General features: G+C 39.4%; 22 protein-coding genes and 2 pseudogenes. 15 read left to right on the forward strand and 9 right to left on the reverse strand.

The features are described 5' to 3' along the window. Positions 1–126: 126 nt before the first annotated feature. Genes QI30_RS07645 through QI30_RS07655 form a run of 3 tightly spaced genes read left to right on the forward strand, consistent with a single transcriptional unit; the run spans position 127 to position 2,373 of the window. Positions 127–1,041 (forward strand): VOC family protein, encoded by a 915-nt coding sequence (locus QI30_RS07645; protein ID WP_126990348.1) that lies wholly within the window; start codon positions 127–129, stop codon positions 1,039–1,041. Further along, positions 1,042–2,100, forward strand: coding sequence for an LLM class flavin-dependent oxidoreductase (locus QI30_RS07650; RefSeq protein WP_126990349.1), 1,059 nt, complete (start codon positions 1,042–1,044; stop codon positions 2,098–2,100). Positions 2,101–2,112: 12 nt separating this feature from the next. Then, positions 2,113–2,373, forward strand: coding sequence for an OsmC family protein (locus QI30_RS07655; RefSeq protein WP_126990350.1), 261 nt, complete (start codon positions 2,113–2,115; stop codon positions 2,371–2,373). 174 nt (positions 2,374–2,547) lie between these two features. On the opposite strand, the gene QI30_RS07660 is transcribed toward QI30_RS07655, so the two are convergent. After that, on the reverse strand, positions 2,548–3,015 hold the full coding sequence (locus tag QI30_RS07660; protein ID WP_126990351.1) for an SH3 domain-containing protein: 468 nt from the start codon (positions 3,013–3,015) through the stop codon (positions 2,548–2,550). Between the two features lie 107 nt (positions 3,016–3,122). On the opposite strand from QI30_RS07660, the gene QI30_RS07665 reads away from it, so the two are divergent. After that, on the forward strand, positions 3,123–3,770 hold the full coding sequence (locus QI30_RS07665) for a hypothetical protein (RefSeq protein ID WP_126990352.1): 648 nt from the start codon (positions 3,123–3,125) through the stop codon (positions 3,768–3,770). Positions 3,771–3,807: 37 nt separating this feature from the next. On the opposite strand, the gene QI30_RS07670 is transcribed toward QI30_RS07665, so the two are convergent. Beyond that, positions 3,808–4,635, reverse strand: a complete 828-nt coding sequence (locus QI30_RS07670; protein WP_126990353.1) for a YitT family protein — start codon at positions 4,633–4,635, stop codon at positions 3,808–3,810. A 169-nt stretch (positions 4,636–4,804) separates the two neighbouring features. On the opposite strand from QI30_RS07670, the gene QI30_RS07675 reads away from it, so the two are divergent. After that, complete coding sequence (locus QI30_RS07675) at positions 4,805–5,659, forward strand: hypothetical protein (protein WP_126990354.1); 855 nt, start codon at positions 4,805–4,807, stop codon at positions 5,657–5,659. A gap of 122 nt (positions 5,660–5,781) precedes the next feature. Here the strand turns inward: QI30_RS07675 and QI30_RS07680 are convergent, their stop codons facing one another. Further along, positions 5,782–6,657, reverse strand: coding sequence for a DMT family transporter (locus QI30_RS07680; RefSeq protein ID WP_126990355.1), 876 nt, complete (start codon positions 6,655–6,657; stop codon positions 5,782–5,784). 114 nt (positions 6,658–6,771) lie between these two features. Between QI30_RS07680 and QI30_RS07685 the strand changes: the two genes are divergently transcribed. Next, positions 6,772–7,647, forward strand: coding sequence for a LysR family transcriptional regulator (locus tag QI30_RS07685; RefSeq protein ID WP_126990356.1), 876 nt, complete (start codon positions 6,772–6,774; stop codon positions 7,645–7,647). 35 nt (positions 7,648–7,682) lie between these two features. Here QI30_RS07685 and QI30_RS07690 read toward each other — a convergent pair whose 3' ends face one another. Both QI30_RS07690 and QI30_RS07695 read right to left on the reverse strand, forming a co-directional pair. Further along, positions 7,683–8,030: a DUF6176 family protein gene (locus tag QI30_RS07690; protein WP_126990357.1), complete on the reverse strand. Its 348-nt coding sequence runs from the start codon at positions 8,028–8,030 to the stop codon at positions 7,683–7,685. A gap of 62 nt (positions 8,031–8,092) precedes the next feature. Further along, positions 8,093–8,812: a Fe-S oxidoreductase gene (locus tag QI30_RS07695; protein ID WP_126990358.1), complete on the reverse strand. Its 720-nt coding sequence runs from the start codon at positions 8,810–8,812 to the stop codon at positions 8,093–8,095. 139 nt (positions 8,813–8,951) lie between these two features. On the opposite strand from QI30_RS07695, the gene QI30_RS07700 reads away from it, so the two are divergent. The 6 genes from QI30_RS07700 (at position 8,952) to QI30_RS07720 (ending at position 12,895) form a co-directional block, all read left to right on the forward strand. Beyond that, on the forward strand, positions 8,952–9,623 hold the full coding sequence (locus QI30_RS07700; protein WP_126990359.1) for a response regulator transcription factor: 672 nt from the start codon (positions 8,952–8,954) through the stop codon (positions 9,621–9,623). A 53-nt stretch (positions 9,624–9,676) separates the two neighbouring features. After that, the gene (locus tag QI30_RS07705) at positions 9,677–10,582 is read left to right on the forward strand and encodes an ABC transporter ATP-binding protein (RefSeq protein ID WP_126990360.1); all 906 of its coding nucleotides are present in this window, start codon (positions 9,677–9,679) and stop codon (positions 10,580–10,582) included. Next, a complete protein-coding gene (locus tag QI30_RS07710; RefSeq protein ID WP_126990361.1) occupies positions 10,575–11,318 on the forward strand; it encodes an ABC transporter permease subunit in 744 nt (247 codons plus the stop codon). Before QI30_RS07705 ends, QI30_RS07710 begins: the two co-directional genes overlap by 8 nt. A gap of 12 nt (positions 11,319–11,330) precedes the next feature. Continuing rightward, the gene (locus QI30_RS07715; protein ID WP_126990362.1) at positions 11,331–12,242 is read left to right on the forward strand and encodes a sensor histidine kinase; all 912 of its coding nucleotides are present in this window, start codon (positions 11,331–11,333) and stop codon (positions 12,240–12,242) included. Positions 12,243–12,293: 51 nt separating this feature from the next. After that, positions 12,294–12,467 (forward strand): hypothetical protein, encoded by a 174-nt coding sequence (locus tag QI30_RS20385; RefSeq protein WP_158620988.1) that lies wholly within the window; start codon positions 12,294–12,296, stop codon positions 12,465–12,467. A gap of 98 nt (positions 12,468–12,565) precedes the next feature. Further along, entirely contained in the window at positions 12,566–12,895 is a 330-nt protein-coding gene (locus QI30_RS07720) for a DUF4440 domain-containing protein (RefSeq protein ID WP_126990363.1), read from the forward strand. A gap of 41 nt (positions 12,896–12,936) precedes the next feature. Here QI30_RS07720 and QI30_RS07725 read toward each other — a convergent pair whose 3' ends face one another. Continuing rightward, positions 12,937–14,064: a zinc-dependent alcohol dehydrogenase family protein gene (locus QI30_RS07725; RefSeq protein ID WP_126990364.1), complete on the reverse strand. Its 1,128-nt coding sequence runs from the start codon at positions 14,062–14,064 to the stop codon at positions 12,937–12,939. A gap of 642 nt (positions 14,065–14,706) precedes the next feature. Here QI30_RS07725 and QI30_RS20390 point away from each other — a divergent pair. Together QI30_RS20390 and QI30_RS07730 are read left to right on the forward strand one after the other, a co-directional pair. Next, positions 14,707–14,871 carry a hypothetical protein gene (locus QI30_RS20390; RefSeq protein WP_158620989.1) on the forward strand — a complete coding sequence of 55 codons (165 nt, stop codon included), beginning with the start codon at positions 14,707–14,709 and terminating at the stop codon, positions 14,869–14,871. Between the two features lie 671 nt (positions 14,872–15,542). After that, positions 15,543–16,474: pseudogene (locus QI30_RS07730) on the forward strand (IS30 family transposase). A 517-nt stretch (positions 16,475–16,991) separates the two neighbouring features. On the opposite strand, the gene QI30_RS07735 reads toward QI30_RS07730, so the two are convergent. From QI30_RS07735 to tnpB, 3 genes are all read right to left on the reverse strand, one after another. Beyond that, positions 16,992–17,192 carry a cold-shock protein gene (locus QI30_RS07735; RefSeq protein WP_126990365.1) on the reverse strand — a complete coding sequence of 67 codons (201 nt, stop codon included), beginning with the start codon at positions 17,190–17,192 and terminating at the stop codon, positions 16,992–16,994. A gap of 351 nt (positions 17,193–17,543) precedes the next feature. Then, positions 17,544–18,014: a CarD family transcriptional regulator gene (locus tag QI30_RS07740; RefSeq protein ID WP_255411564.1), complete on the reverse strand. Its 471-nt coding sequence runs from the start codon at positions 18,012–18,014 to the stop codon at positions 17,544–17,546. Between the two features lie 301 nt (positions 18,015–18,315). Further along, positions 18,316–19,458 (reverse strand): IS200/IS605 family element RNA-guided endonuclease TnpB, encoded by a 1,143-nt coding sequence (tnpB, locus tag QI30_RS07745; RefSeq protein ID WP_126990367.1) that lies wholly within the window; start codon positions 19,456–19,458, stop codon positions 18,316–18,318. 326 nt (positions 19,459–19,784) lie between these two features. Between tnpB and QI30_RS07750 the strand changes: the two are divergent. Beyond that, a pseudogene (locus QI30_RS07750) lies at positions 19,785–19,915 on the forward strand (IS110 family transposase); the annotation flags it as partial.

Genomic DNA, 19,915 nt, shown 5'->3' on the forward strand with positions numbered 1-19,915 from the left:
TCCCCCTTACCATCTATTATAGTAGAAATAATCTGACATCGTACAATTTTTCAATAACCCTTGCATTTATCTTGAATTCAAGATAAAATAGAAACAATTAAAGAGCTACATCTAGGAGGAAACATTATGCATCATCATATTTCAATGATTACAAAAAACGCGAATACCAATAACCACTTCTATCGTCATATTTTAGGCTTACGCCGTGTGAAACTGACAGTCAATCAAGATGATCCGCATATGTACCATTTATTTTATGGAGATACGACGGGAACCCCGGGCACAAATATTACATTTTTCGAGATGAAAATTGCTGGTGCAACACATCGCGGCACAAACGCAATCACAGGCTTTTCATTGATTGTGCCATCAGAAGAAAGCCTTATATTTTGGCAGCAACGCTTTACACAATATGATGTGAAGCATGGGGATATTACAACGTATGCAAATCACCCAGCACTTCCTTTTGAAGATGAAGATGGTCTACGCATGCATTTAATCGTTGCAGATGACCGTGAAGATTTCTGGGAACCTTGGCCACAAACAGATATTCCAGAAGAGCACTTAATTCAAGGTATGGGTACCGTTGAAATGACCGTTCGTGACGAAGCGGCACTTGCCAAAACATTAACAGAAATTTTTGGCTATACTGCACAGAATCATATTTATCAAAAACAACTCGGCTCAGCACTTGGTGAAATCATGGTCATTGAACAACAGGGAGACCGCGAAAAACCTGGACGCGGCAGCATTCATCACCTTGCATTACGCGTCAAAGATTTAGAGGAGCTTGAAGATGTCCTAGCACAAGCGCGTGCACATGGTTTTAAATCAGAGGGCATTATTGACCGCTACTTCTTCCAAAGCATCTATTTCCGTGAGGCCAATCATATTTTAATCGAGGTAGCGACAGATGGACCTGGATTTACGATTGATGAAAATCGCGCGCATATGGGCGAAACACTCGATTTACCACCATTTTTAGAACAACGTCGCGCAGAAATCGAAGAAAAATTAACCGTTATTGAGGAGGAATTATAAATGAAAAACCGCATCAACCCAGCAAATGGCATGGAGTTTGGTTTGTATTCACTTGGCGATCACATTCCAAATCCATTAACAGGCTCTCGTCTATCTGCTGGTGAACGTATTCAAGAAATTATCGAATTGGCACGTCTAGCAGAGGATGTTGGCATTGATGTCTTTGGTGTAGGCGAAAGTCACCAGAGCTACTTTACAACACAGGCGCATACGGTCGTGCTTGGTGCCATTGCACAGGCGACAAATACTATTAAATTAACAAGCTCTGCCTCTGTTATTAGTGTGGCGGATCCGGTTCGTGTATATGAAGAATTCGCAACACTAGACTTAATCTCAAATGGACGTGCAGAAATCGTTGCAGGACGTGGCTCTCGTGTCGGTGCCTATGATTTATTCGGTGTTGATTTAAAAGACTATGAGGCGATTTTTGAAGAAAAATTAGCGCTATTAAAACAAATTAACGATGCACAAGGTTTAGTTAACTGGGAAGGTCAATTCCGTAAACCACTTGTGAATGCCGATATTTTACCAAAACCATCAGAAGGGACACTGCCATTATGGCGTGCAGTTGGTGGTCCTCCGGGGTCAGCGATTAAGGCTGGCTATATGGGTGTGCCAATGATGCTCACAACACTTGGCGGACCTGCGCAAAACTTCGCCGTATCGGTTGATGCCTATTACGAGGCACTTGAACGTAGCGGCTTTAAGCGCGAGGATTTCCCTCTTGCAACAGCAAGTCTATTCCATGTAGGTGATACAGCTGAGCTTGCTGCAAATGGCGCACACCCTCATTTATCAGGTGGCTTCCAAGCGATTCGTGGTAGCGGCTATCCGTTCGCGCAGGTAGCTAATGCCGCACAGGACCCTACTGATGCCTTGATGGTCGGTGATAGCCAAATGATTATTGAAAAAATCTTATACCAATACGAATTATTCGGTATGCACCGCTTTATGGCGCAAATTGACTTTGGTGGGGTGCCATTCGATAAATTAATGCATAATATCGAAATCATTGGCCGCGATATTTTACCAGCTATTAAAAAATACACAAAAGCGTAAAGGGGTTTTGACATGACACGTATTCATTATGACAATCAGCAGGCAACGATTACAAATGATGCGGGTATGACCGCTACGAGCTTTAATGGTGACATCGATGCGCAAGGTTTTCGACCAAAGGAACTACTAGAGGCGGCGGTTGCGCTCTGTATGACGATGAACGTACGAAAAGTCTTAGAACGCGACGGCATTGATTTTCAGCTAGAGGACGTAGTAGCAACGGCTACTGCCTCTAAAAGAGGATGGTATCACAAACCGCTTTACTACGATTGACGTTGAGCTCACATTGCCTGCTCATTTAGAGGCAGCTTACCGTACCAAATTAATCAAAATTGCTGAACGTGGCTGCACGATTGGCAATACAATCAAAGCATCTGCTAGCATTTCTGTAACCGAAGCTTAATCGTAATAAAAAGAGGGATCGCGCCAATACGCGACCCCTCTTTTTTAATATTTCATATAGGCTGTCATAACATACCCTTCGATACATCGCCATGTGTTATGCCAATGAATTTTTGTCCATTCCCCGCCATCTTCTACAACTTCTACACGTGAACCAAAGGATAATGTACCAATTTTTTTGCTCGTTTGATAGGGCTCCTCAAAAATGACCACATCTTCTTTGGCCATTAATTCGCTCACGCCGTCAATATTGACCTGCAAATACGATAACTTCATATAACGACCGTCTGTTAGACAAACCCATTTTTCATTTATAAACTGCGCGACGACCACTTGCTGATGTACGCCATCTACAACTGCCGGAAGCGTTCCTTGTCGCGCGCCTTTAACCGCATCATAATAGGGCGCATCCTTTGCTAAATAAAATATTTGATTCACCTGTTTTTTTCGTTTGGCTGCGATGAGGGCTACTATGACCGTTAGCGCAGTACCTATTATTAGTTTTTTCTTCATTATTCTCGCCCTTTCCTTCGTTAAACGATACTCATAATGATGCAATCATTGATTTCACTATTCATTTGCAGTTATAATAAACTCAATTTAAGTCTTAAGGAGCATCTATGTATATTTTAGACCAATCTAATCCATTCGAAGCACAAACGATGGCGTTTTCGCATCGTGAAAATCAAATTGTACAAGAATACAATCAGCTATTTGAATATTTTCTAGCAATGGCCGATAAATGTTCGATTATTAACTTAAATGAGCAACTGTTAGAAAATCAGTCATTACACATCATACGTCGTACTTTGTTAAATGGTAAAATTCATTTTCATTTCCAACTGGGTGAGGCAGAGCGACAATTTATTCGTACACTTATGCAGCATAACATCCAATGTACCTTTGAAAAAAATCAAAGCATCATCGCTTTATTTGATGAACACATTCTCTTTTTTCAAAAAACGCCATTTACTTGTCAGTTCATCGAGACTTCGCAAGTACCAGCTACGTATGAACTCATTGAAGAAAAGCCAGCGCATTTTATTTTACAATCTGCACAGGCTGCTAAACTATTGCAAATTCTTGCTGCACAGCTATTCCATGAAACGATTCCACTAGAAACAACGATCCATTTAGAAAAAGAGCCTCATTTCGTAGACTTTGACCCATCAAATCCGTTTGAAATACACATTCAAACAACTAAAACCGCCGTAGAATTAACCCAAATTTTAACAGAAGCAATGCTCATTTATTACGAAAAAAAATAAAAATCACGACCGACAATTGTTGGACGTGATTTTTTTGTTAACGTGGCATTGAAAAACCTCGACCTAAAATATCTGACGCATTTAAGAAAATAACGAATGAATCTGTTTCTTGTTGGAGTAATTCCTTTAAATAAACGGCCTCTGCCTGTTCAACGACCGTAAATAATAAGGCTTTTTGCTGTTTTGAATAGCCCCCCTCAGACCACAGCTTCGTCATACCACGGTCAATTTCATCGTGAATGAGCTTTTTCACGGCTTCTTCCTGGTCCGTCACAATTAACACCAGCTTCGATGTCGATGTGCGTAGCTGTACAAGATCAATCACCTTACCTGTAATGAAAATCGCAATCATCGCATATAGCGCAAGCTCGAGATTAAAAACAAACATCGCCCAAATGACAATCGTTGCATCGATTAAAATTTGCGCAAAACCACTTGAAAAATGGAAATATTTTTTCAGTAACTGGCCAATAATCGTCGTCCCACCTGTAGAGCCATTACCACGGAATACGAGCCCTAGTCCAAGACCCGTCAAAATCCCACCATAAATTGACGCGAGCATTGGATCTTCCACACCCGCTGGTAGCTTACTCGTTAAGGCGATAAATAATGGTAATAAGGTCGTCCCAATAAGCGTTTTAACACTAAAGCTTTTTCCTAATAAAAAATAGCCTAAAATAAATAATGGTAGGTTCATCGAAATTTGAACAAGCGAAGGTGTCCAACCATATAACTCATGCAAAATGGTACTGATGCCAACGACGCCACCAGCCGCAAGTTTTGCTGGTAGTAAAAAGGCATTATAGGAAATCCCCAAAATCAACGTTCCGATAATAATTAAACTGTACGAGCGCAATTCCTTCATACTTTCTGTTCCCTTCTATGTAGATGTATTGCTATTGTACCGAATGTCATAGCTGTTCTACAATGATTGCATGAAAATTTTAAGTCTTATGAATATTTTGTTTAAAAAATAAATTCCCACCCGATAGCTATAGTATAATGAAGCTCATTAAATAGAGAGAAGGTGCACCATGTCGATTGAACAATTAAAAAAATGCTTCACTACCGGCAACTACCGCGATGCACTGGCAATTGGTGAAAGCTTACTTAATGATACAACTTTAACAGACGACCAAAAACGTCATGTTCTCTATTGCTGTACATTATGCGCGCGTTATATAGAAGAACCTGATTTTATTTTGTACTATTTCAAATTATTTAGTGAACATATGCCTGTAGCAGCCTCACTAGAACAGCAAATTCCTTTTTTACACTGTAAAGTAGCCATTTTATTTTTTGCAAATCAACATCAACAGGCTCTTGAACTTGCTAACTCCTTACTACTGACAATTAAAAATCTACCAAATTTACATGATTATATTTATATTTACGCATCCGTCTTACACTATAAATTACTGTATTTCCTTAATTCTGGGCTCTACACACAGGCCGTCAAAACGTACAATGACTTGGATAAATTTATGATTGAAGCGCTTGAAGTATCTGTGCCGACCTTACTTATGCAAATTCATGGGCATCTCACAAGTGCCTACTTACGCCTAGCACAGTGGCGCACAGCAAATGAACTTATTCAAGCGATGCTACAAACGCCTTGGCTCGAAAAAGCGCCGTATATAAAAGCACATCTTCAAATTCGCGAAAATGCCTTGCATCATATTTTGTCCGGTAAGGATTTCTCATATGATGCAAATCATGAGCTATTTCTTATATGCCAACCCATGTCGCGTATTACCTTATCGGTATTTCTTGGCGACATCAAAGCATTGCAAGCGCATTCTTCGTCTATTACTACATTGTATGTAGAATGGGAAAATTATCTAACCGCCGCACCAAGTGGCCAAGAATTAATTGCCTATTTAGCATAACAAATTTTCTTTTTTTTAGCGTTCGCAACGAAAAACCGGAACCGCGCTACAGCACGATTCCGGTTTTTCTTATGCTCATATGAACGATTGTTTTTATACGTATGTCCCAGTCTCTTTTGTATTTAAAGATGTTCTTTTTTCATAAACACATTTGTTTTCGGTACATAATTTGCGATGAGCACACCACTTAAAATAAGCACTGCTCCAGCAACTGCTACACCCGTCATCACTTCGCCAAAAATCATAAAGGCAAAAATAACTGCGAATACAGGCTCTAAAGAGAAAATAAAACCCGCTTCTTCTGCTGATGTATAGCGCTGTGCCACTGGTTGCAGCACATAGCCATACGCTGAACATAATAGTGCCATTCCTAAAATAGCCATCCATTCATTCATTGTTGCAGGCATCATCGGTGCTTCTACCGCAAAGCCTACACAACCATATAATGCGGTAAAGCCTAACTGGAAAATACCGAGCTGCAGCGGCTGTACTTTCTTAGCATAATGATTTGTCCACACTAAATAGAGTGCATTGCAAATCGCGCATAATAAACAAAGAATTGCCCCGTACGATAAGCCAAAATCATCGCCGATTGTAAGCAGTGCAAGGCCTGCAACTACTACTGCAAGGCTCATCATCGTTTTACGCGATGGAATATGTTTGGTTATTAACGCATGAAGCAATGGTACAAAGACCACCGTTGTACTCGTTAAAAAGCTCGCCGTTGATACCGTTGTAGACTGCATGCCATTTAATAAGAATACAAATACCCCGTACAGCGGCAATGCGAGAATAGCACTTGCGACTAGTGTTTGCTTTGTGACACGGATAATTTTTTTATAAAATAGCGCAGCCATCACGATAAATGCGAGCGCAAAACGCCACACAATAATCGATGATGTATTGAGTGATTCTAATCCCACTTTCATAAATATATATGAACTCCCCCACGCAATGGCTATGGAGATTAATAATAAATTTGCTCTTGTATGACTCATCGTTCGACGTTCCTTCCACCTAAAATCCTTTGTTATTTTAGCACCATCTATTGCATTAATAAAACGAATGTTTATAATATAAACATTAGAAAATCTTATTTAAGAGGACACATTATGAATTCATACGAAGCATTTTTAAAAATCATTGAAACAGGGAGTTTTACCGCCGCTGCTAAGCAGTTAGGCTACACACAGTCAGCTGTGAGCCAAATCGTACAATCACTCGAATATGAGCTCGATACACAGCTTGTAATCCGTTCACGCAAGGGGATTACATTAACCCCAGATGGTGAGCAATTTTTACCATATATTAAAAATATTTGCTACGCTGAAAAAGAGTTATTTAAAAAGCAACATGAAATGAAAGGACTTGATAAGGGCATCGTTAAAATCGGTGCGCTTACGAGTGTCGCATGTCATATTTTACCGAATAGTATTAAGCGTTTTAAACGTACATTTCCCGGCGTGCAATTTGAAATTCGTCAGGGTGAATATACAGATATTACGAATTGGATTTTAGAGGGTGCTGTTGATTTCGGCTTTTTAAGTGACCAAACGAGTCCACTTCTAACGATGCATCATTTGATGGATGATCCACTACTTGCGGTCTTATCACCGCTTGATGCCCTTGCAAAAGAAGCCTCCCTATCACTCGAATCACTCGCTACCGAACCATTTGTGTTAATTGATGAGGGCGAGTCGAATGATGCGCTAGAGCTATTTGAAGCGGCTAATTTAGAGGCAGATATTCATTATATTGTCGAGGAGGATTATGCGGCAATGGCATTAATTGAACAGCAGCTTGGTGTGGCGATTATGCCAGAACTCATGCTTGCACGTTCGCCCTATCGTGTGACAACACGTCCCCTTAAGCCTGCCGCCATGCGTCCACTGCATTTAGCATATAAAGATTATAAAATTCTACCGATTGCGAGTCGTAGCTTTATTGATTCGTTAATTGCACAATTCGCTAAGCAAAAAATCTTATAAAAAAGGAGTCACCCATTTTTGGGCAACTCCTTTTTTTATTGCATTACCTGTCGCACGCGTTGTGGAATCATTACCACTGCCGGTGTCAGCTCCTCTGGTCGAAAGGTGTTATCAATACATTTATCCCAGTATGCCAAATGCTTCACATCAATCCAGTGCGTCGATTCCTCGACGTCGATGCCGCCAGGACCTTGTACCGAATACCAATACAAATACTCGCTACCATCCTTATGCTCGCGTAAAATCGTTTCGACATACATTTTTTCGCCCTCTAATGTTACAAGGACATCCTTCATATTGTCATTTAAAAATTGCAGCCATTCATCAACGACCGCAGACTTTCCTTCCTTTACTTTAAAGCGTGTACATTCTACCTGTACCATCGTCATCCCCTCCATATTCATTATACAAAAAAAGGAACCACGAATACGTGATTCCTTCCAAATTAATCCTGCTCGAGTGGGCAATAGCCACATGCCCCAAGCCCTGGGATGTCCTTTGATAAGCAGCAAGATTTGCGAATCGGCTGATTGACAAGGCTTGCGGGTGCTTTGCCTTTTGTATAGTCATAATACAATGATTTTTGGCTGAAGCGGGCCCATACTTCTGGTGATTCTAATAGTTCTAAATCATCCATTGCACGGTCTGCTAGAAGCGGATCATCGAGTAACTTCGCATAGATATTTGTGATATGCACAAAGAAATTATCCCAAATGACGCGTGGTGAAATCGCCGTCACATTACGCAAATCCTGCACAACCTGATAGCATTGCTTGTATAAAATAGTGGCCATCGTATAAGCACGGTCATCGTCGTCCACATAGCGCCAATCATTTGGATTTGCGAACATACAAATCGTGTAGACACCATTTTCATTCGTCGCATCAAAGCGTAAATCCTCTTCGTTACCATCCCATACCTCATCAAACGCGGTCAGCATATAAAACTGCATCGCAATAAATTGACCATAGCGCTTTGAAAAATGCGAAATCGCAGCGGCCTTCGAAGTCGCATTCGTAATCCCCTGCATTAAGTCGCCCATTTCATCTTCCTGGAAAAATTGCTTATGCACGCGGTCAAGCGTAAAGAGTGAACGCACGGGTGGTGTTGTATAAACATTGTACGAATCAAGCATGAGCACTTGATCCATTGTTAAAGCTGGCATTGTATCACCTGAATTCTTAAGTAGTCCTCTTTATCATAATACAAATCATTTTAAAATGTGCAATTACCGGTCTAAACACTCGGACACATAGACAAATTTTCATTTTTTTCCTACACTAAGCATAGTTAAAGGAGCGATAATGATGCGAATTTTAATTATTGAAGATGAACGAGATGTCAGCAATGTATTAGTCGAAATTTTAGAACAGGCGGGCTTTGAAACGGTGACGGCCTATGATGGTGCGCACGCTCTGACTCAGCTTTCTACTACGTATGATCTTGTGCTGCTTGACCTCACATTACCATTTGTAGATGGTGAAACGATTTTAGCACAGCTCCGTCAGCAATCAACAATCCCTGTCATTATTATTTCAGCGAAAAATGCAACGACGACAAAGGTGGAATTACTACGTCTTGGGGCAGATGATTACATTACGAAGCCATTTGATATAGAGGAAGTTGTCGCACGTATTGAATCAACACTGCGCCGCGCATATGGTCCGGCGGTTACACGACAAAAACGCTATACATATCAAACAATCTCACTTGATGAAGCACAGCAGCTTGTGACACTTGCTAATCGTACACTTGCACTGACGGCGACAGAATATGCGCTACTGCATTTATTCATGTCTCAGCCACAAAAAATTTTTACGAAGGAAAATTTAATTCGGAGCCTGCGTGATGATGGGTATACAGGTGATGAGGGCACCATTAAAACGCATATTAGTAATTTACGCCATAAGCTACAGCCGATTGATGCGATTGAAACCATTCGCTATCTCGGCTACCGCCTTCGTCCACTATCTTAACGTTCGCTTGACCTTCATGCGCTATACTGAGCGCGATGAAAGGATGAACTACTATGAATATTTTAGAAACAACACAGCTAACAAAAACATATGGTCGAAACACCGTCGTTCATAATGTGTCATTGACTATTAAGCGTGGGCATATTTATGGCTTAATCGGCACAAATGGCGCCGGAAAATCTACGCTGATGAAAATGATTTGTGGCTTTACAGCACCGACGTCTGGCAGTATTCGTTTATTTGATGATGTAAACTTACGAAAGCAACAGCAAAAAATCGGTAGCATGATTGAAGCCCCTGCACTCATTGAGCATATGACGGCACAGGAAAATCTACGCCATGCGCGCCTATTACGAGGTATTCCAAACAAGGCGCTCGAAACGGAATTACTGACGCTCGTCGGTCTGCCAGATGTTGCGCATAAAAAAACGAAGGATTTTTCACTTGGTATGAAGCAGCGTCTAGGCATTGCCTTGTCACTTGTCGGCAATCCAGATTTTCTTTTATTAGATGAACCAGTCAATGGGCTCGATCCCATCGGTGTCGTTGAAATACGGAAATTGCTAAAAAAATTAGTCGAAGAACGCAATATGACGATTTTAATTTCGAGTCATAATCTACCGGAATTATTTCAAACAGCAACCGATTATTTTATTATGTATCAAGGGATGCTCGTACAAACATTGACTCATGAGGAACTCGAAAAAGCCTGTCAGCATTATTTATATATTGAAAGTGACAATACAGCCCATACGTTGACGGTGCTCGAGGATTTAGGCTATGAACAGCTTGTCGTACTCGAAAATGGTGGCATTAAGGTGCTCGATGAGGTTGCGTTGCTTAGTGAATTATCGCGCCAATTAATCGAAGCGGGCGCTTTATTGACAGCCTTTTACCGCCACGGGGATACGCTCGAAAATTATTTCCTATCGGTTATTGGAGGTGCTGCACATGTTTAATTTAATTCGTGCACATTGCTTTTCACTGAGCCGCGCGCGCACAACATGGCTCTTATTTGCAGCAAGTGTCGTCTGTGCTCTTGTTATGCTATTATTTTTAAAACGCATTGGTGCCAGCGAATCCTCACTTGGTGGCATTGCCTTTTTCTTTTCAGATTTAAACGTTGTCACACTTATCGGCGCCGTCCTTGCCACCTTACTCATTTCCAATGACTTTGATAATCGTACAATGCAGCATACGATTAGTGCAGGGCATTCTCGCGCACAAATTGTCACGAGTAAATTTATCGTGTATTGGCTCTTCATGTGCCTGTATTTACTACCATTTGTTGCCGCTAGCTTCTGGATTTTTTATGCAGATGCGCCTTATACATTCGGTGTACCAATGGGCGGTATGATTAGCGCGATGAATAGTACGACACAAATCTCAACAGCAGTTGCGTTACTATTAAGCCTCATCATTGTGTATATAGGCCAAACATCACTTGCCGTGATGCTCGCCTTTTTCTTAAAAAAGCCAACCTTTGTCATCGTCCTTTTTTATGCCATTTCAGTATTGTGCGGACAGCTAGCCGCAAATAATTTAAACTGGCTAAACTGGACACCATTTGGCGGCGATGCCATTACAGTTACTGCCGATTCATCGTTACTCGCTATTTGTCTTGTATCGTTGCGCTTTATTAGTGTTTGTGTTGGTATTACCATCTTATATTTTAGAAAAACAGATATCCATTAAGGGAGGTGCTGTATGTTAATTTATGTGTTGCTAAGTATTCTGATTCTGCTCCTTTTTTATATTTTATCGATGAAGCAACAACTGCGTACGATTCAACGACAGCTAATGGTACGGCAGCACACACATCAAAACCAGCCCCTTCATTTACAATTGCTGCATAGGCAGTTAAATACACTCGTCGCTAGCTGGAACGACGTGCTAGCACATGAGCAGCAGCTACGCCAGGCAAGTGTACAGCAGGAAAATTACTATAAGGAATTCGTATCGAACATTTCACATGACTTTCGCACACCATTAACCGCCATTAAAGGGTCCTTACAGCTACTCGATGTTTCCGCCTTAGACGCCGCACAGCAGCAAAAGTATCAAATAGCACTCGCACATGTCGCGCGCCTTGAAGCATTGCTACACAGTTTTTTCGAGTATGCCTATGTGATGAATCAGCAGCAAACACCCCCACTCAAGCCTGTCCAGGTGGATGCTTTATTGACCGAAGCAATTGCCGCACATTATGCCGCATTTGAACAACAGAAGATGCGGATCGAATTTGCGACTATAGAGGAAAATGTATGGCTGCTAAGTGATGATGAATGGCTCTCAAGAATTTTTGATAATTTACTGCAAAACAGCTTGAGTCATAGCGCTGAAACATTAACAATCTCCCTTCAAACGACCGAATCACAGTGCATTATGACATTTGAAAACCCTTTACTTCAGCCGCTAAAACAGCCGCCAGAGATTCTTTTTGAACGCTTTTATCACGAGCAATCACAGTCAACAGGACTCGGCTTAGCCATCGTGCGAAAACTCGTTGAACAGCTCGGTGGTAGCATTTCGGCAACGGCGACCAATGACTCATTACACTTTGCACTTATACTTCCTTTTGACAAGTCGTCATCGTTCACAAAAACAGCGGAAATGTGATAATATGATGATAATAAAATGATGTGTATTCTAAATAAAGGTTGTGGTAAAATGGAAAAATATTTTCATGGTCTTGTCGCATTAGCGGCAATCATTTCAATTTTATTTGTCACAAACATCATTAATAGCACGGTATTTCTTATCGGGATTGTGCCTGTTAGCATCATTATGCTAATTGTCGGTACACTCGAAATCAAAAACACACTTGTCTCTGGCAAAGTATAAAGAAAAAGGAATCGCAGCGAATGCGATTCCTTTTTCAGTTGAACAACGCCTCGTGAAAATGGTAAAATCAACGTCCATCAACGAAAGAGGTGATTGTCATGAACGAGGAAATTTTTGCACTTGAACGCCGTCTAATGAAGCGAACTCGTCAGGATTTTGAGCAATTATTAGCCGATGATTTTTATGAAATTGGTACATCAGGTAAGACCTATACAAAAGGAATTGAACTCGATACCCTTCTAGAGAATACCGTCGTAACGGAGCTTCCAGATATTTTGAACTTCCGTATCCACGAACTATCTGCCACAGTCATTCAGGCACTGTATGATACTGTGGAATTTTCTGGTCGTCGTTCTCATCGTAGCTCCCTTTGGCGTAAAACCAATGATACGTGGCAATTATTTTTCCATCAAGGTACATCATTTTAAAAAGGTAGGCAGATAGGATTTATCCTACTGACCTACCTTTTTCATTCAAATGAAATTAAAATACGTGTATATTCCCCGCTCGCAAGTAAGTCAAAGCCCTCGTTAATCTCTTCTAAACGAATCGTTTTAGCTATCAGCTCATCCACCGGTAATTTTCCCGCCTTCATAAGCTGAATGTAATGTGGAATGTCTCGGCGTGGCACTGCACTTCCTACATAGGAGCCCTTTAGTGTTTTTTCACTCGCCGTTAATGTCACATACGGTAGCGCAAAGGTTGCCTTTGGATCGGGTAATCCTGTCGTTGTCGTAACACCGCCTCGCTTCGTAATAGCATAGGCCACCTCAAGCGCCGGTACAACACCTGCCGTTTCGAACACATAATCAAAGCCACCATTCGTTTCCTCTAAAACACGGTCAATAATGCCCGCTTCATCCGAGCGATATGTTGCGGTTGCACCGAGCTCCGCTGCACGAACAAGCTTTTGATCATTAATATCGAGGGCAACTACCTCTCTTGCACCCGCCGCAATGGCTCCGAGTAGCGCGCTAAGACCGACACCTCCAAGGCCAACGACAGCAACTGAGCTCCCAAGTGGCACTTTCGCTGTATTAGCGACAGCACCAACACCCGTAATAACCGCACAGCCAAATAAGGCTAGTTGCTCCGCTGTCAAATCTTCCGTCACCTTTACGAGAGACTGCTTCGACACAACCGCGTAGTCAGAAAAGGCAGAAACTCCGATATGGTGATAAATTTTTTCATCCCCATTATGTAAACGAATATCGCCATTTAATAAGGTCCCAGCTTCATTTGATTTCGCCGCGCGCTCACATAAAGCAGGGCGACCTTCCTGACAAGGCACGCACTCCCCACAACTTGGCACAAAGACGCAAATAACCTGGTCCCCCTTCGCAAAATCCGTCACACCCTCACCTACTGACATTACTACACCAGCCGCTTCATGACCAAGCGCCATTGGTACTGGACGCGGACGACTACCATTCACAACAGACAAATCTGAATGACAAAGACTTGCTGCTAAAATTTTGACGAGCACCTCCCCTCGACCCGGTGCATCTAACTCCAATTCTTCAATTTGAATCGGCTGACTTTCTTTATACGGGGTGCTAGCTCCTAGCTTCCTCAGTACTGCCGAACGTATCTTCAAACGAATCAGTCCTTTCATTTCATTTTTTTATACAATTATTATTTTATTCAATTATATTTTTACACTACTCTTTCGTTAACAACTTCCATGGACAAAAAATAATGCACCCTATTTATTATCGTGTACTGGATGAAGAAATTGCCTTGAATTTAGTAACAGGAAAATGGGAAGACCAAGAAGAAATCGTGTTGTAACACGGATTATCGTTTCTTCGCAATGCTTAAATTTTGCGATATAAATTATTTGACCAATATGATAACCATAATGATATATGTGATTCAATACGGAACAATTATATCGTGTACATAGCTTTAAATATTGTTCTAGCAATGTTCATAGGCAAATACCGATAATTAACAATACCCTAGAAACATAACATTTAATACAAAAGTTTTGGGAACTATTGGGGAACTAAAATGAACACATCGGCAAATGATTTATGTACATAAAAAAGAGCAACCACAGAGGTTACACTAGTATATCTTTCATATTTATTTTAATTACCATCAAAAGTTAATATTTGTTTTTTCTTACTTTGGGTAATCGTTATATATTATTTTCTTGTGGAAGTCTTGCTTCTATCAAGATATTTATAAATTGTACTATTTTTTATCGTATTCTTATTGAGAGGTGATATAAAAAATGTTAGGTGGCGGAGATGATTATACTTTTTATTTGTATGAACATAAGAAAGAAGATGCTGAATCAGAATTTAATATTGTAGATATTGGCCTTTTAGAAATAAGAAAATTTATTGGGGAAAAGATGTTAATTTTATTGTGTGGATGGACGAGAGTCTTGATTTAGGACGACAAAAAAAGAGGAATTGGAAAAAAATGATTAGTATTCCTGATGATTTAATCAATTATAAAAAAATAATAATTATATATATGATATTATTACAGCAGATGAAGATTTCAAAAAAATAAATGCAAATGCAGACGCATACAAACCTACTGTATTATTGAATGAATCAATGCCTTCTTTTATAAACTGCATTGAAAAATTTAGGGACATTATTAAAGGTATACCCACAGATTCTTTTGTTTTAGAACAAGGGAAAGATGCTAAGTTATATACTAAAAAAGAATTATATTACCAATTTGATAAACTCGATTATTTTCTAGAAATGATGAAAACCGGAAAGTATTCAATAATAGCTTTCGGAATATAAATATCACCGTTGAATCAAATGGTTAAAGCTTTACAATCAAATAAGATAAAGGAGGCTGGGACATACGTGTAGAAATCACCTCTCATATGAGCATAAGAAAAACCGGAATCGCGCTGTGGCGCGGTTCCGGTTTTTCGTTGCGAACGCTAAAAAGGGAACATGACGTGTTTTGTCCCAATCTCTTTTTTTGTTCGACGAATTGTAATATTAAGTGCACCACTCAAAATAAATAAAAAAAGACCCATTCCATATGAGCCTGTATAATTAAAGTTCCTACACCAAAATCAACAGGGGGCCATATGGAATGAGCTATTGTCATCTTACCACATCTGAACGTACGAAAATAGAAGTTTTAAAAGGATTAGGGTACTCTTGTCGTGCCATTGCGCGTAATCTGAATCGTTCTCATACAACGATTCACGTGAAGTAAAGCGACTGAATGAATGGTCTGCCGAAAAGGCGCAATGGCACGCGGCTGCGCAGAAGAAAAAATGCGGTGCGCGTTCAAAGTTTACCGACAAACTGCGTAATGTTATCGAAGAAAGACTAAAAGCGACATGGTCTCCTGAACAGACTATCGGTTCCTTATTTCAAGGAAAACTATCGTTCAAAACGATTTATCGTTGGCTTTATTCAGGAAAGCTTCGCGTGACGCTTCAAGTACTTCGGCAAAAAGGAAAACGTCAGGCACCACGCAAAACACGTGGTCGTTTCAATGTTGGAACCTCGATTCAACAACGCCCCAAAGAAGTCAAAACGCGTGAAACGTTTGGCCATTGGGAATTAGATACTGTCGTTTCAGCGCGTGGTACGAAAGGATGTATTGCGACGTTCGCCGAGCGAAAAACACGTTTCTATGTCGGCATTCAAATACCGAATCGCTCGGCGCAATCGATGAAATGGGCCATTGAACAGCTCATTTCACGTTATCCAAGACCATGTTTTCAAACGTTTACGATGGATCGTGGAAAAGAATTTAGCTGTTACACCGAACTTAAGACCCAGTATGAGATTCCATTTTACTTCGCTGATCCATACGCGCCATGGCAACGTGGCACGAATGAAAATAGTAATGGTCTTTTACGCGAATTTTTCCCAAAACGAATGGACTTAGGACAACTAACACCCTCAAAAATAGAAAAAGCACTTTCATTGATCAACAATCGACCAAGAAAGTGCCTCAACCGGAACACCATACAAGATGTATTTGAATATGAGATGGTGCAGTTAATTTGACAATCTATCGTTCAAATAAAAAAGCCCACTGCTAGAGTGAGCAAAAGTTTAAATCGCGCCATATTGTAAATTTAGAATCGAGTAGAATTTAGTTTGATAGATTAATTAAATAAGCCGATGATTGAAACTACTAAAGCAATTTTTAATTATTTATAGAGACTTTATTTCAAATTAATATTTCTATTTATTTTTTATGATTTTAAAAAAACATTGATCATTGTAAAATAGATAATACTTATAATGAAAAGAAAAAATAATAAACTTGTTATTTTTTCATCACTCATCATCAAAGTGCTGTCAAAAAATATACCTTGTTCTGCATTTCCAGTAATCGAATGAGTATATATTGTTGCTATTAAGATACCAATTGTAAATAAACCATACATGTTTAAAAATTTCTTTACTGAAACAGAAGACTTCTGTCTTTTTGATTCTATAAATTTCCACTCCTTCACCTAGCTAATTTCATTAATTAAAATAAAAAAGACACCCTGCAAGGGTGCCCTTTTATTTATAATTACATTTTTACGATATTTGTTGCTTGTGGACCACGTTGTCCATCTTCGATATCGAAAGTTACTTTTTGATTGTCTTCTAAAGTTTTGAATCCTTCATCTTGAATAGCAGAGAAGTGAGCGAATACGTCTGCGCCGCCTTCTACTTCGATGAAACCGAATCCTTTTTCTGAGTTAAACCATTTTACTGTACCTTGTGTCATATATAATGACCTCCAATAATGTTATTTAATAAGATTGTAATTTCTAAGAAAGAAAAAATTCACATATTACAAAAAGTACTAACTTAACAACTAGTACACTTTGTAATAAGTGAATTTATTGCTGTTCTAATTTCTTGTTAAATACATTATATAACATATATTGGTATTTGTCTATTGATTAATTTGAATTAATAGTGGTAGATAAATAATAAATTTATAAAAGTCTCAAAAAGAGACTCTGTTTGGAGGTTATTATTATGGGATTTCTAGAAAATTATAGAATTTATTTCTTTTTAATTCCATTAATTTTATTAGTAGGCTATTTTCTTCTAATAGATAGAAATGATTAATTTAATAAAAGCTTTCCAGTTGTTCTGGTGTAATTCCTTTAATAAGATTAAGTTCACTCATCATAATTTTTTGGGCTTGAGCAAGCATATCTTTTTCACTGGTATTAAGTTTTTTCTCTGCTCTCATACGAGTTAGATCACGTACAACTTCTACGCAGTCTTTTAAATCCCCTGTTTTAATTTTATTTGTATTTTTATTATAACGTTCTTTCCAAGAAATTATTTGATCTGATTGACCATGCGTAAAAGCATGAAGTATACTTCTCAGTGCTTTAATGTGTGTAATCGATCTTATAGGTGCATCTACCATTTTATCTACAGGTATAAGTAACTGCATGCGATTAATTACCATGCCAATAACATAATATCGATGAATTTTACCAGAAAACTCTCGTTCTTCTATTCCTGTAATGATTCCAGCGCCTTGTGTTGCATACATAATATTTTGACCAACTTTAAACAAATCATCCACCCCCGTTTAATAACAACTTTCTTAACCTTAACACCTTTTGGTGTTTTAATCAAATTTTTAATAATATCACAAAAATAATTATTTTGTCAATTTTTATTTATTTCCAATTATTTCAAATATATTTTATGCGGGTTTATATGAATATGTTCCAAATGAAGAAACCGCAGGATAATTGAACTACCCCCACTTAGCCGTTCTTCGAACGTTGCTTGAAGTGGGAGATTCCTACGAACAGTGCTTGCTTGTTTCCAGTTGCTCGAAACAGTGGCTTCACTTTTTTAGTAGGCTATCCCCGTCGTTCCTACGGTTGTTGGTTCAAAATTCTTAGCCCTTCGGCTAAAATATTTCGACTTGCATTAATATCTCGGTCTAGTGTCGTACCACAAGCTGAACAAGTCCACACACGAATAGCTAATGGTTTCTTGCCATCTCGATGACCGCAAGTATGACAAAGTTGGCTCGATGGGAAGAATCTGTCGATTTCGACAATTTTTCGATCGAACCATTTTGCCTTATATTTTAGCTTGGTCACAAATTCAGACCATGACACATCACTAATCGCTTTCGCTAACTTATGATTTTTCAACATGCCTTTTGTGTTTAAGTCTTCAAGACAGATGACGTCATAGTGACGAATCAATGCCGTTGATAGCTTGTTTAAAAAATCTTCACGTTGAAACGCGACACGCTCACGCAAACGAGCCACTCTACGACGTTGCTTTTGGTAGTTCATGCACGCACGTAGGTTACGACCCTCTTTTTTCGCTTGCTCATAGCGACGGGACAATTTGCGCTGCTCACGTTTTAACTTCTGCTCCATTTTGGCTGTAAAGCGTTGGTTATCCACTTTACGTCCATCGGACAGAATCGCAAAATCGGTGATACCTAAATCAATTCCTACAGCTTTCTTTGTTTGAGGCAATGGCTTAAAGTCTGGTACTTCGCATAGGACAGACACGTAAAACGTACCACTCGCATTGTATTTAATTGTCGCTTTTAGAATACGACCTTCAATATTACGCGACTTCGCAAATTTTACGAGTCCTAATTTTGGTAGCTTCATTTGATTGCCGACAATCGCAATATTGTTATTCGTATTCTTCGTAGTATAACTTTGAACGGGATTCTTTTTACTTTTGAAGCGAGGATAGTTATTTTGCTTTTGAAAGAAACGTTGAAAAGCGTCTATTAAATTTTCATAAGAGGCTTGTAATGCCACACTATCTACGTTGCGTAGCCATGCCGTATCCTCTTGTTTTTTCAGCTTTGTGAGCATTTTGGACATAATGGAACGATTCAACCCTTTTCCTTCTTCTTCATAAGAAGTATTCCACAACGCAAGAAAATGGTTGTAAACAAAACGACAATGCCCATGTGTTTGATGAATCAATACTCGTTGATCTTTATTTGGGTAGATACGGAATTTATACGCTTGATGTGACATGACAGACACCTCCTTTTTTCGAATAGTATAATAGGAACAGATGTTCTTTTCAACAAATTAGTACTGGCAGAATAATTGGGTTTGCAGAATACCCCTCCCTACTCACTACGTTCCTTGAGGGAGGGGTATTCTGCGAAGAAATGATAAAAAAGCCATCTATAAAATGGCTAACATTTTTAGCTTTTTAATTAACTGTATACTAAATTATATAGGAGCATTCCTGTTAGAAGGATTTTCAGAGACTTGAAAACAAAAAAGCCCTCCTGTATGATGCTTGAGTGTCAACTGGCATTGACGCGCATAATATACAGAGAGGACCCATCCGAATGAATTTTAATACGAATGAAAAAATAAATCAAGTTTCTGAAAATACACTCGTTATCGGCATCGATATTGCCAAACGTAAACACTATGCTTGTGCAGTTGATGATCGAGGACGTATCCTTCAAAAATCCTT

It is taken from the genome of Candidatus Kurthia intestinigallinarum, from assembly GCF_003991225.1.
Lineage (GTDB): Bacteria > Bacillota > Bacilli > Bacillales_A > Planococcaceae > Kurthia > Kurthia populi.